The organism is Nonomuraea dietziae (genome assembly GCF_014195505.1).
Lineage (GTDB): Bacteria > Actinomycetota > Actinomycetes > Streptosporangiales > Streptosporangiaceae > Nonomuraea > Nonomuraea roseola.
This window is the reverse complement of the sequence record NZ_JACIBV010000001.1, coordinates 2,344,885-2,359,040: the sequence shown is the minus strand read 5'-3', so window position 1 is coordinate 2,359,040 and position 14,156 is coordinate 2,344,885. Positions and strand designations below refer to the sequence as shown.

The window sequence follows — 14,156 nt, the reverse complement described above, 5'->3', positions numbered from 1 at the left end:
TCGTGAAGAGTCGCTATGTCGTGACCGGGGTCGCGGTAGTGGCCCTTCTGTCCGCATGTGGCGTCATCCGGGGGGACGACGAGGGCAGCAAGGGCGGCGCCGTGGCAACGGGCGTCACCAACGAACCATGTCCCAAGGCCATCGACAAGAAGAAGGGGTGCATCTACCTCGGCACCGTCTCCGACCTCACCCAGGGGCCGTTCGCGGCGCTGGCCGTCCCCATCACCGACGCGCAGAAGGCCTTCTGGAAGCGGGTCAACACCGCCGGCGGCATCGGCGGCAAATACGAGGTGGACGTCGAGAGCTACGTCAGGGACAACAAGTACAACCCCGAGACCCACCGGCAGGTCTACAACGAGATCAAGGACAAGGTGCTCGGCCTGGCCCAGACGCTCGGTTCGCCGACGACCGCGGCGATCATCGACGACCTCAAGGCCAACAGCGTGGTCGCCGCGCCCGCCTCCTGGACCTCGGCGTGGGAGTTCGAGGACGTCATCATCGAGACCGGCTCCAACTACTGCATCGAGGCCATGAACTCGGTGGACTACGCGATGGAGGCCTACAAGCCCAAGACCGTGATGGCCGTCCACCTGGCCGGTGACTACGGCGCCGACGCGGCGGCGGGCGCGAAGATCGCCGCGGAGAAGAACGGGCTGGAGTTCACCGCGGTGGAGACCCCCTCGGGCGCCACCGAGCAGGGCAGGGCCATCACCGAGATCACCAAGAACAAGCCCGACCTGGTCATCCTCACCACGGGCCCCGCCGACGCTGCCGCGATCATCGGGCAGTCCGCCGCCGCGGGATACAAGGGCCGCTTCATCGGCACGGGCCCGACGTGGAACCCCGCCCTGCTCAAGTCGCCTGCCGCGCCCGCGCTGAAGGCGCTGTACGAGCAGTCGTCGCCCGGCAAGCCGTACGGAGCCGACACGCCGGGCCACCGGGCCATGCGTGACGCGCTGCCGGGCGTGACGCCCAACGACGGCTACACCTCGGGCTGGGCGTGGTCCTACCCGCTGAAGGCGGCGCTGGAGAAGATGGTCGCCGGCGGCGACGTCAGCCGCAAGGGCCTGCTGGCGGCGGTCAAGACGCTGGCGACCGTCGACTACGAGGGCATGCTGCCCCCGGAGGCGGGCAACTTCGCGGGCGACGCGAACGCGGCCACGTTCCGGCAGACGCTGATCAACAAGGTGGACGAGTCGGCGCCGACCGGGGTCACGGAGGTGAAGGACTTCTTCACAGGGCCCACCGCGCAGGCTCACACGATGGACGGTCCCTGTTTCAGCAAGCTGTCCTGATCATCGCGGGGGGCGCGGCCGTTGGATAGGGTCGTCGGTATGCGACTCGTTTCCAGCAGGTTCGTGCCCCTCGCCGCCTTCGCCGTGGCCGTCTTCGCCACCGGGTGCAGCGAGATCAACGCGACGGTCGACAAGGCGCAGGCCTGCCTGGAGGCCCCCAAGATCATCACCGAGACCGTCACCAAGATCGGCACCCTGGTCAACGACCCCGCCGCGATGGAGAAGGAGCTCAACTCCGCCTCGCAGAAGCTCGGCGAGGTGGCCGACAAGGCCTCCAACACCACGCTCAAGGAGGCGACGGACGACCTGGCCACCAGCCTCGGCAAGCTCAACGTCACCAGCGCCAACGAGGCGGTCGACGCGGTCCAGAAGGTCGGCACTGACACCACCGCCTACCTGACCAAGCTGAAGGAGGCCTGCAGCTAGGACAGGCCCAGCTCGCCGGTCAGATGCGCGGGCAGGATCGCCGCGCCGAAGTCGGCGCCGGGACGCCTGATGACCGTGTGCGCGTGGTCGGCGGCGTCCGCCGTGTTGTCGTACTCGATCAGCAGGCCCTGCCCCTGGATGCGGTAGTAGTGCCCGGCCCCGGGCGTGACGGGGCCGGCCCACGCGAACGACAGCCCTGCCGCGTCGTGGCTGCCGCGCAGCTCGGGAGCCAGCCGGTCCACGTAGACGGCCGTCAGCCCGGCCAGTAGGTCGCGCTCGGCCGAGCCCATGGAGGCGCCGCGCACGCCCAGCGGCTCCAGCGCCGAGGTCACCTCCGAGGTGCCGGTCAGGATGTCGGGCGGCGCCTCGTCGGCGACGATCGCCCGGCCGCGCAGGGCGGGTGACAGCTCGGCCAGCAGCGCCCTGGCCAGCTCCTCCTCCAGCGGCAGCGGACGCACGACCGCGGCTGAGCCGTACCAGACGCCCGCCGGATGGGCGCCGAGGAACAGCGGCGCGACCTCCACCCGCCCGCCGCTGACCGTCGCCGTGACCGACACGTGGTGACCCTCGAAGCGCCAGCCCCACTCCTCGTCGCCTGGTGTGCCGAAGACGGCCAGGTGGTAGTCGTCGCTGTGGCGGCCCCTGGCGCCTCCCTCGTCGAGGTCGAGCACCTCCTCCAGCGCCATGATCGTGACCACCTGGGCGAAGGCGTGCCGCGACAGCGCGGTGGCCAGCAGCCTGTGGGCCCCCTTGCGGGACTGCCTGTCCAGCCCGAGCAGCGACACCCCCGGCCTGGGCGTGGGCACGTACGTCCAGCGCAGCCGCCGCGGGTCGTGGAAGGGGTAGGCGGCGGCCTGCCGCTGGGGGTCGGTGAGGCCGCCGAGGAACTGTGCCGCGATCTCCGCCATGCGCATGCTCCCAGGATCTCCTATCCCAGCTTCTCTAGGGGAAATGGGGTCGAACTAGCGTGGAGACATGAACGGCACCGAGCCCGACCCCCGGTTCACCCTCGCCAACGAGAGGACGTTCCTGACCTGGCTGAGCACCTCCCTGGCGCTGTGCGCGGGCGGCGTCGCCATGGCGGCGGTGGCCGACGACGTCTTCGTCCCGTGGGCGCGCACCGTCCTGTCGGTGATGCTCGTCGCGCTCGCCGCGCTGGCCGCGGGCATGGCCTACCCGCGCTGGCGCAACATCCAGCGCGCGCTGCGCAACCAGGCCCCGCTGCCGCCCCCCGCGCTGGCCGCCGTCTTCGGCTACGGCGTGGCCGCGGTGGCGGTCGTCGCCCTCGTGCTCATCCTGATGACCGTCTGACCATGTCGAGCGAGATCTGGGACCCCGGACTGCAGAGCGAGCGCACCCGCCTGGCCTGGGTGCGCACGGCGGTCGCACTGTCCACGGGCGGCCTCGCCGCGGCCGGCCTGTCGGCGCGCACCGGTCTCGGCCCGGTGTTCGTGGCCGGGTTCGCGCTGGCCGCCCTGTGCGGAGGAATCCTGCTCGTGCGCACCTCGGCCCGCTTCCGCGCCGTTCAGCTCGCCCTGCATCGCGGTGACCCGCTCGACGGCCGCCTGGACGCCCTGGTGGCCTGGATCGGCACGCTCTGCGTGGTCGTGGGCGCGGCCCTGCTTCGTGGTCGTCTCCACCCTCTAACGGCCGCCCCGCCGCCCGCCCCGCCGCCCGCGCGGACGGCCGCCCCGCCTCCAGCGCGGACGGCCGCCCGTCTTCGGGTCGGGTGGCTCCACCGAGCAGCCCCTACACCGCGAGCAGCCCCGCGCTCACCACGGCCCGCCCGAACGGCTGGGCGAGCTCGGCCAGGCGCGCGCATCCCTGCTCGCCGAGCGCGGCGTAGGCGGGAAGGGCCAGCTCGTCGGTCCTCGCCTCGATGTGGGCGCGCAGCCGCCTGCCCTCCTCGGTCAGGCCCGCCGCGGTCCAGCCGCCTCCGGGGGGCGGGGCGTCGGCGGCCTGCCCGTCGGCGGCTCCGGCCAGCAGGCCCTTCGCGCGCAGCGAGGCGACCGCCGCCGCCCAGGCCTCCTCGGGCCAGCCGCGCGACGCCCGCAGGAAGATCTCGGGCACGTCGCCGCCCGCCGCGTGCATCGCGAGCGCCTCCACGGGAGACAGTCCCTCCGAGGTCAGCACCGCGACGTGGCCGTCGCCCCTGAACTCCCTCAGCAGGGTCTGGGCGTGGAACAGGTCGCGCAGCGGCTCGCCGGGCCACGGCAGCGTGGTGTGCGCGGCGAACAACGGCCTGCCGTGCAGGTGCTCGGCCGCCGCCTCCGCCGCCCTCCTGGCCAGCGCGAGCGTCTCCTCGAGCGCGCCCGCCGTGTCGATGCCGCCCCTGCGCAGCGCCGCCTCGGCCGCCTCCATCCTGGCCTCGAGTACCTTGGCGGGTGTGGTCACCTCCCACGCGGAGGGCAGCGCCCGCCGTACGAGGGCGGGGTTGAAGTTGAAGAAGGCCGCGATGACCACCTCGGCGCTCGCCTCGCCGAAGGCGGCGCCCCTGGAGGCGAAGTAGCCCGTCATCTGTCCGGTGAGGCCGAGCGCGGCGTACCGCTCGCTCGCCTCGGGGACGAAGTAGATCATGCCGTGCACCGGCTCAAGGCGTCGCCATGCCCGCCTCGCCACGTGGGGATCGACCATCGACGCTCTCCTCGCTCGTGAACCAACCGGTCGGTATGGGAACCTACGGGCCGTTTTCTCCCTCGTCAATGGCTTGCGAGCGCCGGGCATGGAGGCGGACACTCGGAAGAGAGGCGGAGGTGATCCTCGTGCGAGAAGGCTATGACGCGAGGGAGACGTGGCCGTTCGAGTGCCAGTGCTGCTGGCATGTCTGGGAAGAGGAGTACCTCGTCAGACGTCTCACCGACGACCACGGCAACGAGGTGGAGGTCTGGCTGAGGTCCGGCGTGTCGGTCCAGCCGCCCAACTCCGACAGGAGCTGCCCGAAGTGCGGGGCGGTCCAGATCACCACGTTCCCCTCGGGCTACCTGGCCAAGAGGGCCGAGCCCGTGGTGCCGGCGCCCAGGGAGATCGCGCAGGAGACGGCGCTGAAGTTCACCTGGCGGGCGCCGATCATGTAGTGGCGAACGCACCGGCGCGGCCCCGCCGTGGCGGGGCCGCGCCCTCTCGCGTCGCTCAGGCGAGGCTGTCGAGCCAGGCCTGGTGCAGGCCGGCGAAGCGGCCTGACGAGGCGACGAGCTGCTCGGGCGAGCCGTCCTCGACGATCACGCCCTTGTCCATCACCAGCACCCTGTCGGCGATCTCCACCGTCGACAGGCGGTGCGCGATGATCAGCGCGGTCCTGTCGGCCAGGATCGTGCGCAGCGCCCGCTGGACCAGCCGCTCGCTCGGCACGTCGAGCGAGGAGGTGGCCTCGTCCAGGATGAGCACCGAGGGGTCGGCGAGGAAGGCGCGCGCGAAGGCGACCAGCTGGCGCTGACCGGCCGACATGCGGCCGCCTCGCTTGCCGACCTCGGTGTCGTAGCCGTCGGGCAGCGCCGAGATGAACTCGTGCGCGCCGATCGCCTCGGCCGCCTCGACGATCTCCTTGCGGGAGGCGCCCGGACGGCCGAAGCCGATGTTCTCCGCGACCGTGCCCGAGAACAGGAAGTTCTCCTGCGTCACCATCACCACGGCTCCGCGCAGCGTCGTCTCGTCGAGATCGCGCAGGTCCACGCCGTCCAGCAGCACCCGGCCCTCGGTGGGGTCGTAGAAGCGGGCGATGAGCTTGGCCAGCGTGGTCTTGCCCGCGCCCGTCGCCCCGACCAGCGCCACGCTCTGACCCGCCGGGATGGTCAGGTCGAGGCGCGGCAGGATCGGCATCTCCGGCACGTAGGAGAACGCGGTGCCCTCGAAGCGGACCTCGCCGCGCGCCCTGGCGAGCTCCGCGCCGCGCGGCGGCTCGGGGACCGAGGGCTCCTCCTCCAGCACGCCCGACAGCTTCTCCAGCGCCGCGCCCGCCGACTGCAGGGTGTTGTAGAACTGGCTGATCTCCTGCATCGGCTCGTAGAACTGGCGCAGGTAGAGCAGGAAGGCCGCCAGCACGCCGACCGTGACCTCGTCGTGGAAGGCCAGCCAGCCGCCGTAGATCAGCACCCCGGCGATCGTGAGGTTGCCGATGAGCTTGATGCCGGGCATGAACACCGCGATCAGCTGCATGGCGCGGGCGTTGGCGTCGCGGTAGTCGGTGTTGAGCTGGCCGAAGATCTCCTGGTTGCGCGGCTCGCGGCGGAAGGCCTGCACGGCCCTGATGCCGGTCATCGACTCCACGAAGTGGACGATGACCAGCGCGACCGTCTCCCTGGTCCGCCGGTAGGTGAGAGCCGACTGGCGGCGGAACCACCGGGTGAACAGCAGCAGGATCGGCAGCGGCACCAGCGCCACCAGGCCCAGGTGCACGTCGAGGATCAGCAGCAGCGCCGCGGTGCCGAACATCGTCAGCACCGCGGTGACCAGCCCGTCGAAGCCCGACTGCAGCAGCTCGGCGATCGCCTCGATGTCGGAGGTCAGCCGCGAGATGACCCTGCCCGAGGTGTACTTCTCGTGGAAGGACAGTGAGAGCCGCTGGAAGTGGTCGAAGACCCTGCGGCGCAGTTCGAGCAGGATGTCCTGGCCGATACGGCCCGACATCTTCAGGAAGGCCTGCCTGGTCAGCGCCTGGGTGACGGCGGCGGCCAGGATGACCGCGATCACGGTCAGCAGCGTGCCTGAGCCCTCGCCCCTGGCCATCGGCGGGATGCCCGAGTCGATGCCGACCTTCACCAGGTAGGGGATGGCGAGGCCTGCGCCGCTCGAGCAGACGATGACCGCGCTGAGCAGCGCGATCGCCTTGCGGTGCGGGCTGAGCAGGTCGGTCAGCAGCTTGCGCGAACGGGTGCGCAGCAGCAGGGACACCTTCTCGGGAAGGTCGTCCTTGTTCTCCGAGGCGACGCCGCGCCAGTCGGTGGCGGTCGTCATCGCAGGGCCCCTTCCTCGGACATGTCGGCGTCCTGCGCCAGCAGCTCGCGGTACTCCGGCACGTCGGCGAGCAGCTCCTGGTGGGTGCCGACATGGGTGATCGTGCCGCCGCGCAGCAGCGCCACCTTGTCGGCGAGCAGCACGGTCGAGGCGCGGTGGGCGACCACGATGCCTGTCGCCTCGCGCAGCACGTGCCGCAGCGCCTCCTCCACCAGCGCCTCCGTCTCCACGTCCAGCGCCGACAGCGTGTCGTCGAGGACGAGGATCTTCGGCTTGGACAGCACCGCGCGCGCCAGCGCCAGGCGCTGACGCTGACCGCCCGACAGCGACATGCCCTGCTCGCCGATGCGGGTGTCGAGACCCCACGGCAGGTCGTAGACGAAGGTCGCCTGCGCCACCTCCAGGGCCTCGCGCACCTCCTCGTCGGTGGCCTCGCGGTGGCCCAGCGTGAGGTTCTCGCGCACGCTCATCGAGAACAGCGTGGGCTCCTCGAAGGCGGTGGCGACGACGTCGCGCAGCACGCTCAGCTTGAGGTCGCGCACGTCGTGTCCGTCGATGGTGACCCGGCCCGAGGTCACGTCGACCAGGCGGGGCACCAGCGCGGTGAGCGTCGTCTTGCCCGAGCCCGTGGCGCCGACCACCGCGACCGTCTCGCCCGGCCGCACGTCGAGCCAGACGTCGTGCAGAACAGGGCGCTCGGCTCCGGGGAAGCGGAAGCCCACGCCCTCGAGGCGCAGATGGCCCCTGGGGTCCTCGATCGTCTCCGAGCCGTCCCTGATCGAGGGCACGGTGTCCATGACCTCCATGACGCGGTCGGCCGAGGTCATCGACTCCTGTGCCATCGCCAGGATGTAGCCGAGGCTCGCGATCGGCCACACCAGTTGAAGCATCAGCGTGGTGAAGGCGACCAGGGTGCCCAGCGTCAGCCCCCCTGTGCCCACGGCCAGCGCGCCCAGCAGGAGCACCAGGGCGAGGGTGAAGTTCGGGATCACCTCGAGGAAGGTGAAGAATTTGGCCGAGAGCCCGACCTTGTCGATCGAGGTGGCGTAGACCTTGCGCGCGGACTCGTCGAAGCTGTCGTAGACGTGGTGGCGGCGGCCGAAGGCCTTGATCGTGCGGATCCCGATCGCGGACTCCTCGACGAGTGTGGCGAGGTCGCCCTGCTCGTCCTGGACCTGGCGCGAGATCTTGATGTACTTCTTCTCGAAGCGCAGCGACACCCAGATGATGGGCACGGCGGAGGCCGCCACCAGCAGGCCCAGCGGCCAGTACATGTTGAGCAGCACGATCGTCACCGTGGTGAGCTGGATGACGTTCATGACCAGGAACAGCATGCCGAAGCCGAGGAAGCGGCGGATGGTCGACAGGTCGGTCGTCGCGCGCGAGAGCAGCTGGCCCGACTGCCAGTCGCTGTGGAAGGCCATCGGCAGGCGCTGCAGGTGCTCGTAGAGGTCGTCGCGGATCTCGGTCTCGAGGCCGAGGACCGGCTTGGTCTGCACCCATCGCCTGAGGAAGATCATCAGGGCTTCCGCGACGCCGACGCCCACCGCCAGGAGCCCGAGGGGGAGCAGGTCGGCGGTCTGCTCGGCGTCGATCACCTCCTTGCCCACGAGGGGGAAGGCGATGCTGGCGGCTATGCCGAGGATGGCGACGAGCCAGATGAAGACCAGCTTGCCGATGTGGGGGCGCAGATAGGAGCGCATGCGCCACAGGGAGTTGGAAGCGAGCAGGGGACGTCTGGGGGAGTTCGTATCGGGAGGCATCCCTTCTAGATTAATAGTGGGATCAACCCATTTTTGGTGACGAAAGCCCTCAGAGTGCTCTCCCTGGGGCCCCTGTCGCGTGGCGGTCAGGCGAGGTCGAACTCGCCCGTCCGGGGCGTTGCCGCCCGCGACCGTACCAGGCCGCGCCGCCATTCCCTCGCTTGACCGTCCGTAGATCCGCACCATGCCGCGAACGGGCCGAAGCGCCCCGTGCACCGGTTCGTGAGAGGTTCTATAGCCGCTCGTGAGCCCTGTTTGCACCGGCCGTGATGGGCCGTCGGTGACCGTGGAAAGGTGCAGTTCAGCAGATTTCGCCCACGCTCCATCAGGGCCCGCATGACGGTCGCCACGGTGGCGCTGTTCGGCGTCGTCCTCCTGGTAGGCGTCGTGACGCTCTGCCTGACCCTGCCCTCATGGGCGCGCGCCCAGCTCGTCGACCGCGCGGACGAGGCCAGCCGCATGGTCACGACTCTCATCGACACCCGGCCGATCCAGGGCCCGATCCCGTCGCAGGGCGAGGTCTTCCTGCTGCAGGTGGTGGACGCGAGGGGAGAGGTGGTCGCCGCCAGCGCCCCCCTGGAGGGGGAGCCGCTCCTCACCCGCGCCGTGCCCGTCGGCGGCGACTCCAGGGTCCTGGACAGGGTCTGCCGCGCCGGCGGCGAGAACTGCCTGATCGTCGTGGGCACCAGCAACAGGTCCACCGCGTACGGCCCGGCCGTGGCCTACGCGGCGGTCAGGGAGTCGGCGGTGCTGAACGTCCCGCTCCTGGCCGTGATCCTGGGCGCCGCCGCGCTCGTCCTGCTCGCGCTGATGGGGTGGGCGGCGTGGATCGGTGTCGGCCGCGTCCTGGCCCCCGTGGAACGCATCAGGTCGGGCCTGGAGCAGATCAGCGCCACCGACCTCGGCGACAGGATGCCGGTGCCCGACACCGGCGACGAGGTGGCCCGGCTGGCCGTCACCGTCAACGACACGCTGGGCAGGCTGGAGGAGGCCGTCGAGCGGCAGCGCCGCTTCGTCTCCGACGCCTCGCACGAGCTGCGCACCCCGCTGACGGCGATGCTGGTGCGGCTGGAGGCGTGCGCCGTCAGGCCCGATCCCGAGGAGTGCGCTCAGACACTGGAGGAGGCGCTCGGCGACGCCAGGCGGCTGTCGGCCATCGTCCAGGACCTGCTGCTCATGGCGAGGCTCGACGAGGGGACACGTCCCACGGAGGAGCTGCTCGACCTCGGCAAGCTGGTGGCCGACGAGATGGACCGCCGCTGCTTCCGCCTTCCCTTCACCACCTGCGTCGAGCCACGCCTGATGGTGCGCGGCAACCGCCTGCGACTCGACAGGCTGGTGACGAACCTGCTGTCCAACGCCGACAGGCACGGCGGCCAAGCCGTCCACGTCACGGTCTCGCGCCGCGGTGACGAGGGGGTGGTGGAGGTGCACGACGACGGGCCGGGCATCCCCGAAGACCAGCGGGAGGCCGTCTTCCAGCGGTTCACCAGGCTCGACACGGCCCGCTCGCGCGACCACGGCGGCACCGGCCTCGGCCTGGCCATCGCCCGCGACATCGCCACCGCCCACGGCGGCACCCTGCGCGTCGGGGACTCGGCGAAGGGCACCCGCCTGGTGCTGCGTCTCCCGCTCGCTTCCCCCGCCGAGGAGGCACAATCCGGAAATGAGTGATCCACTGTCCGAGCGGGAGCAGGCCACCGCCGCGCTGAACCTCGTCGCCGCGGCCGCCGAGCCGTACCTCGGCTCGCTGGGCGAGCGCCCTGTCCACGACCACTCCGCCGACCACCTGCTCGACCTGCTGGAAGGCCCGCTCTCCGAGGAGGGCGAGGGCACGATGGCCGCCGTCGAGCAGCTGCTCGCAGTCGGGACCGAGGCCTCCACCCAGACCTCGGGCCCGCGCTTCTTCCACTTCGTCGTCGGCGGCGCCACGCCCGCCGCGCAGGCCGCCGACTGGGTGACCTCGCTGCTCGACCAGTCGAGCGGCCTGCACCTGACCTCGCCGCTGGCCGCCAGGGCCGAGCGGGTCGCGCTCGACTGGCTCAAGGACCTGTTCGGCCTGCCCCCGGCGTACGGCGGGGTGCTGACACCGAGCGCCACGTTCGCGAACCTGACAGGCCTGGCGTGCGCGAGGCAGTGGTGGGGCGAGCGGCACGGCGCCGACGTCACCTCGCAGGGCCTGGCCGGACTGCCCAGGATGCCGGTGCTGGCCGGCGGCTACATCCACCCCAGCAGCCGCAAGGCGCTCCAGATGCTCGGCGTCGGCCGCGACGGCGTGACCGTGTGCGCGCGCGACGAAGCGGGCAGGGTCGATCTGGAGGCGATGGAGAGGGAGCTGGCGGCGCTGGAAGGACCCGCGGTGATCGTCGGCAACGCGGGGGAGGTCAACACGGGAGACTTCGACCCGATCGCCGACCTGGCCGACCTGGCCGGGCGGTACGGCGCCTGGCTGCACGTGGACGGCGCCTTCGGCCTGTTCGCCGCCGCCTCGCCGCGCCTGCGGCACCTGGTGGAGGGCGTGGAGCGGGCCGACTCGATCACCGCCGACGGGCACAAGTGGCTCAACGTCCCCTACGAGAGCGGCTTCGCCTTCGTGCGCGACCAGGACCTGATGTTCAGGTCGTTCGGCGCGTGGGGCGCCCACTACCTGCCCTCCGACGTCAACTACAACAACCTCGGTCCCGAGTCTTCGCGCAGGGCGCGGGCGCTGCCGATCTGGGCGACGCTCAGGGCGTACGGCAGGCAGGGCTACGCCCGGCTGGTCGAGCGCCACCACGACCTGGCCCTGCACCTGGCCGAGGCCGTGGACAAGGCGCCCGACATGGAGCTGCTCGCCCCTGTGCCGTTGTGCGTGGTGTGCTTCAGGTACCGCCCCGAGGGGACGAAGGAGAAGGAGGAGCTCGACGACCTCAACCGCCGGCTCGGCGCGGCGTTGCTGGCCGACGGCCGCGTCTACGCGGGGACGACCACCTACAGGGGCGTGACCGCGCTGCGCCCTGCCATCGTCAACTGGCGCACCACCGAGGCGGACATCGACTACTTCTGGCAGGTGCTCAGAGAACTGGCCGACCGGCTCTGACCGGCGGCCCTGGGCCGGGGATCGCGCCTTCGGCGGGATCCCCCGCCCCCTCGCCCAGGACGGTCAGGAGGTCGCGCCCATCGCGATGGTCTCCGACACCTCCGCGTGGCGTTCGGCCTCCTCGGCGGCGAACCGCTCCGCGTCGAGCTTGTCGGCGATGTCCTCGTCCTGCTTCATCAGCGCCTCGAGCGACTGTCCCGCCATCTCGAGCACGCCCATGTCCGCGTAGGCCTGCTGCAGGCGCGGCGACCACAGGCCGATGTCCTTCACGCACGGCACGATCCTGCTGAACAGCAGCGACCTGAAGATGCGCAGGTACTCCGACTGGTCGACCGAGGTCATCGCCTCGTCCACCTCGGCGCGCGAGAGGCCGAGCGTCTCCCAGGTCTCCCTGCCGCGCAGGCGGTCGCGCATCAGGTAGCAGCCCTCGATGACGAAGTCCTCGCGCTCGCGCAGCTCCGCCTCCGACAGGTTCTTGTAGTAGTCGCGCAGCGCCATCCGGCCGAACGCGACGTGCCGCGCCTCGTCCTGCATGACGTAGGCGAGGATCTGCTTGGGCAGCGGCTTGGTGGTGATGTCGCGCATGACGCCGAAGGCCGCCAGCGCCAGGCCCTCGATCAGCACCTGCATGCCCAGGTACGGCATGTCCCACCTGGAGTCGGACAGCGTCGAGTCGAGCAGCGCCTTGAGGTGCTCGTTGATCGGGTAGGCCAGGCCCACCTTCTCCTGCAGGAAGCGCGCGTAGGTCTCGGCGTGCCTGGCCTCGTCCATGGTCTGGGTGGCGGCGTAGAACTTGGAGTCGAGGTCGGGCACCGACTCGACGATCCTCGCCGAGCAGATCATCGCGCCCTGCTCCCCGTGCAGGAACTGGGAGAACTGCCAGGCGGCGCCGTGCCTTCGGACCTCGGCCCGCGTCCTGTCGTCCATGCGCTCCCACAGCGGCGTGCCGTAGATGGCGATGGTGTTGTCGGGCATGCCGAGGACGTTGTAGGGATCGACCTCGAGATCCCAGTCGATCCGTTTCACGGAGTCCCACTGCTTGTCCTTGCCCTTTTGGTAAAGGGCCAGCATGCGGTCACGGCCGTCGTCGTACTCCCAGGTGAAACGGCTGGACCCGGCCATGTCCACATTCCACGTGGAGAGCTCGGCGGGGATCGTGTAGAGATCGTGCGTCGACATGCGGCCTCCCGGGGGACGTACACCGTACGTACGTCTTCGAGACTTGCACGTACGGTGTACGTGCGTCAATAGAATGAGCTATGCCCTCTGAGCCGCTGTCCCGCGCGCGCATCGTCGCCGCCGCGATCGACCTCATCGAGCGGGAGGGCGCCGACGCGGTGTCCATGCGCAGGATCGCCGCCGACCTCGGCGTGGGGGTGATGTCGCTCTACAACCACGTGCCGAACAAGGCCTCGCTGCTCGACGGCGTCGCCGAGGCCGTGCTGTCGAAGATCCAGTTCACCGACGATCCCGAGGCGCACTGGACCGACAGGGTGCGCATGCAGGCCAGGGCCTTCCGGCAGATCGCCCACCACCACCCGCGCTCCACCATGCTGGTCGTCAGCCGCCAGCTGCACTCCAACGCGGGCCTGCTGCCCGTCGAGCGGGCGCTGTCCACGCTGCGCGAGGCCGGCTTCGACGGGGCCGACGCGGTGCGGATGCTGCGCCTGTTCATCGCCTACATCATCGGCTCGCTGCTGCGCGAGGTGGGCGTCACGCCGACGTTCGCGCCCGTTCAGGGGGCCACCAAGGTCGAGAAGGTCGACCCCGAGCTGTTTCCCGAGGTGAGCGCGCTGGCCCCGCTCCTCGGCGCGTGCGACCACGAGGAGGAGTTCGACTTCGGCCTCGAACTGCTCATCCAGGCGATCGCCGTCCACCTGGACAGGAAGGGCACCCGGGGCTGAGCCCAGGGCGCCCTTCCACGGCAGCCGCCACTTCCCCTTGGCGGCTTCCTAGTACCAGTTGTGCGATCTGAAGTGGCCCCAGGCGCCGCACGGCCTGCCGTACCTGCCCTGGATGTACTTCAACCCCCAGCGGATCTGGGTGGTCGGGTTGTGCCGCCAGTCCTGTCCGACGCCCGACATCTTGACCGCAGGCAGCGCCTGCGGGATGCCGTACGCCCCGGACGAGGGATTCTCGGCCCGGTGGTTCCAGTTGCTCTCCCTGGTCCAGAGGCTGTCCAGGCACTGGAACTCGCGCAGCGACCATGACCTCTGACTCACGAGGTCGAGGGCGATCCGCTTGTTGGTGCCCTTGCCCGGTGTGATGGGTCTCGCCTTCGGCAGCGCCTCGGTGTCCCAGGTGGCCTGATGGCTCACCATGGGCCGCGCCGTCACCCTGTAGGTCTGGTGATGGAACACCCGAGGCTCCGCGTCCAGCGTCCAGGTCCGCTGGTGGACCTTCCTGGCCGAGTCCATGTCGGCCAGGGCGGTCGAGGCTGTCCCGCCGGTGAAAGCGACAGAGGCGATCATCACGGCGAGCACGCGATTGCTGTCCAACTCGATCCTTGCTGTCCGGTCGCGTGCGGGCGGGCCTCCACGTGAGGGAGCACCCTGCCGGACCGCGCCCGTGGCTCGGGCGAGGAGGGCCCGCGTGGCCTTGCGGGGATCTTTTTCCGTCCGATCGTGCTGGACGGCCCCGAAG

The 14,156-nt window shown here is 70.6% G+C and carries 13 protein-coding genes and 1 pseudogene; 8 read left to right on the top strand and 6 right to left on the bottom strand.

The window, feature by feature from the left end:
* Positions 1–2: 2 nt before the first annotated feature.
* Together FHR33_RS11365 and FHR33_RS11360 are read left to right on the top strand one after the other, a co-directional pair.
* A complete protein-coding gene (locus tag FHR33_RS11365; protein WP_312895469.1) occupies positions 3–1,295 on the top strand; it encodes an ABC transporter substrate-binding protein in 1,293 nt (430 codons plus the stop codon).
* 39 nt (positions 1,296–1,334) lie between these two features.
* Positions 1,335–1,721 carry a DUF8711 family protein gene (locus FHR33_RS11360; protein WP_183645916.1) on the top strand — a complete coding sequence of 129 codons (387 nt, stop codon included), beginning with the start codon at positions 1,335–1,337 and terminating at the stop codon, positions 1,719–1,721.
* On the opposite strand, the gene FHR33_RS11355 is transcribed toward FHR33_RS11360, so the two are convergent.
* Entirely contained in the window at positions 1,718–2,635 is a 918-nt protein-coding gene (locus FHR33_RS11355; protein WP_221241055.1) for a DUF3500 domain-containing protein, read from the bottom strand. The genes FHR33_RS11360 and FHR33_RS11355 overlap by 4 nt on opposite strands.
* Positions 2,636–2,696: 61 nt before the next feature.
* On the opposite strand from FHR33_RS11355, the gene FHR33_RS11350 reads away from it, so the two are divergent.
* Together FHR33_RS11350 and FHR33_RS50075 are read left to right on the top strand one after the other, a co-directional pair.
* Positions 2,697–3,032: a DUF202 domain-containing protein gene (locus FHR33_RS11350; protein WP_183645914.1), complete on the top strand. Its 336-nt coding sequence runs from the start codon at positions 2,697–2,699 to the stop codon at positions 3,030–3,032.
* Between the two features lie 2 nt (positions 3,033–3,034).
* Positions 3,035–3,214: pseudogene (locus FHR33_RS50075) on the top strand (DUF202 domain-containing protein); the annotation flags it as partial.
* 256 nt (positions 3,215–3,470) lie between these two features.
* On the opposite strand, the gene FHR33_RS11340 reads toward FHR33_RS50075, so the two are convergent.
* Positions 3,471–4,355: an SCO6745 family protein gene (locus FHR33_RS11340; protein ID WP_183645912.1), complete on the bottom strand. Its 885-nt coding sequence runs from the start codon at positions 4,353–4,355 to the stop codon at positions 3,471–3,473.
* A gap of 128 nt (positions 4,356–4,483) precedes the next feature.
* Here FHR33_RS11340 and FHR33_RS11335 point away from each other — a divergent pair, with 128 nt between their 5' ends.
* A complete protein-coding gene (locus FHR33_RS11335) occupies positions 4,484–4,795 on the top strand; it encodes a hypothetical protein (RefSeq protein WP_183645910.1) in 312 nt (103 codons plus the stop codon).
* A 55-nt stretch (positions 4,796–4,850) separates the two neighbouring features.
* Here FHR33_RS11335 and FHR33_RS11330 read toward each other — a convergent pair whose 3' ends face one another.
* Both FHR33_RS11330 and FHR33_RS11325 read right to left on the bottom strand, forming a co-directional pair.
* Positions 4,851–6,671 (bottom strand): ABC transporter ATP-binding protein, encoded by a 1,821-nt coding sequence (locus FHR33_RS11330; RefSeq protein ID WP_183645908.1) that lies wholly within the window; start codon positions 6,669–6,671, stop codon positions 4,851–4,853.
* Positions 6,668–8,434: an ABC transporter ATP-binding protein gene (locus FHR33_RS11325; protein WP_246451769.1), complete on the bottom strand. Its 1,767-nt coding sequence runs from the start codon at positions 8,432–8,434 to the stop codon at positions 6,668–6,670. The genes FHR33_RS11330 and FHR33_RS11325 overlap by 4 nt, the downstream gene beginning before the upstream one ends.
* Before the next feature lie 336 nt (positions 8,435–8,770).
* Here FHR33_RS11325 and FHR33_RS11320 point away from each other — a divergent pair, with 336 nt between their 5' ends.
* The gene (locus FHR33_RS11320) at positions 8,771–10,108 is read left to right on the top strand and encodes a sensor histidine kinase (protein ID WP_183645907.1); all 1,338 of its coding nucleotides are present in this window, start codon (positions 8,771–8,773) and stop codon (positions 10,106–10,108) included.
* Positions 10,101–11,513 carry a pyridoxal phosphate-dependent decarboxylase family protein gene (locus tag FHR33_RS11315; RefSeq protein WP_183645905.1) on the top strand — a complete coding sequence of 471 codons (1,413 nt, stop codon included), beginning with the start codon at positions 10,101–10,103 and terminating at the stop codon, positions 11,511–11,513. Before FHR33_RS11320 ends, FHR33_RS11315 begins: the two co-directional genes overlap by 8 nt.
* Before the next feature lie 63 nt (positions 11,514–11,576).
* Here FHR33_RS11315 and FHR33_RS11310 read toward each other — a convergent pair whose 3' ends face one another.
* Entirely contained in the window at positions 11,577–12,692 is a 1,116-nt protein-coding gene (locus FHR33_RS11310; RefSeq protein ID WP_183645903.1) for a ferritin-like domain-containing protein, read from the bottom strand.
* 80 nt (positions 12,693–12,772) lie between these two features.
* On the opposite strand from FHR33_RS11310, the gene FHR33_RS11305 reads away from it, so the two are divergent.
* Positions 12,773–13,417 carry a TetR/AcrR family transcriptional regulator gene (locus FHR33_RS11305; protein ID WP_183645902.1) on the top strand — a complete coding sequence of 215 codons (645 nt, stop codon included), beginning with the start codon at positions 12,773–12,775 and terminating at the stop codon, positions 13,415–13,417.
* Positions 13,418–13,465: 48 nt separating this feature from the next.
* Here FHR33_RS11305 and FHR33_RS50070 read toward each other — a convergent pair whose 3' ends face one another.
* Entirely contained in the window at positions 13,466–14,011 is a 546-nt protein-coding gene (locus FHR33_RS50070) for an aggregation-promoting factor C-terminal-like domain-containing protein (RefSeq protein ID WP_246451767.1), read from the bottom strand.
* Positions 14,012–14,156 lie beyond the last annotated feature (145 nt).

Excerpts from the sequence above, each read along its gene's own strand:
- FHR33_RS11325 (WP_246451769.1), bottom strand. The coding sequence starts at position 8,434 with ATGCCTCCCGATACGAACTCCCCCAGACGTCCCCTGCTCGCTTCCAAC.
- FHR33_RS11305 (WP_183645902.1), top strand. The coding sequence starts at position 12,773 with ATGCCCTCTGAGCCGCTGTCCCGCGCGCGCATCGTCGCCGCCGCGATC.
- FHR33_RS11315 (WP_183645905.1), top strand. The coding sequence starts at position 10,101 with ATGAGTGATCCACTGTCCGAGCGGGAGCAGGCCACCGCCGCGCTGAAC.
- FHR33_RS11320 (WP_183645907.1), top strand. The coding sequence starts at position 8,771 with ATGACGGTCGCCACGGTGGCGCTGTTCGGCGTCGTCCTCCTGGTAGGC.
- FHR33_RS11355 (WP_221241055.1), bottom strand. The coding sequence starts at position 2,635 with ATGCGCATGGCGGAGATCGCGGCACAGTTCCTCGGCGGCCTCACCGAC.
- FHR33_RS11340 (WP_183645912.1), bottom strand. The coding sequence starts at position 4,355 with ATGGTCGATCCCCACGTGGCGAGGCGGGCATGGCGACGCCTTGAGCCG.
- FHR33_RS11330 (WP_183645908.1), bottom strand. The coding sequence starts at position 6,671 with ATGACGACCGCCACCGACTGGCGCGGCGTCGCCTCGGAGAACAAGGAC.
- FHR33_RS11360 (WP_183645916.1), top strand. The coding sequence starts at position 1,335 with ATGCGACTCGTTTCCAGCAGGTTCGTGCCCCTCGCCGCCTTCGCCGTG.
- FHR33_RS11350 (WP_183645914.1), top strand. The coding sequence starts at position 2,697 with ATGAACGGCACCGAGCCCGACCCCCGGTTCACCCTCGCCAACGAGAGG.
- FHR33_RS11310 (WP_183645903.1), bottom strand. The coding sequence starts at position 12,692 with ATGTCGACGCACGATCTCTACACGATCCCCGCCGAGCTCTCCACGTGG.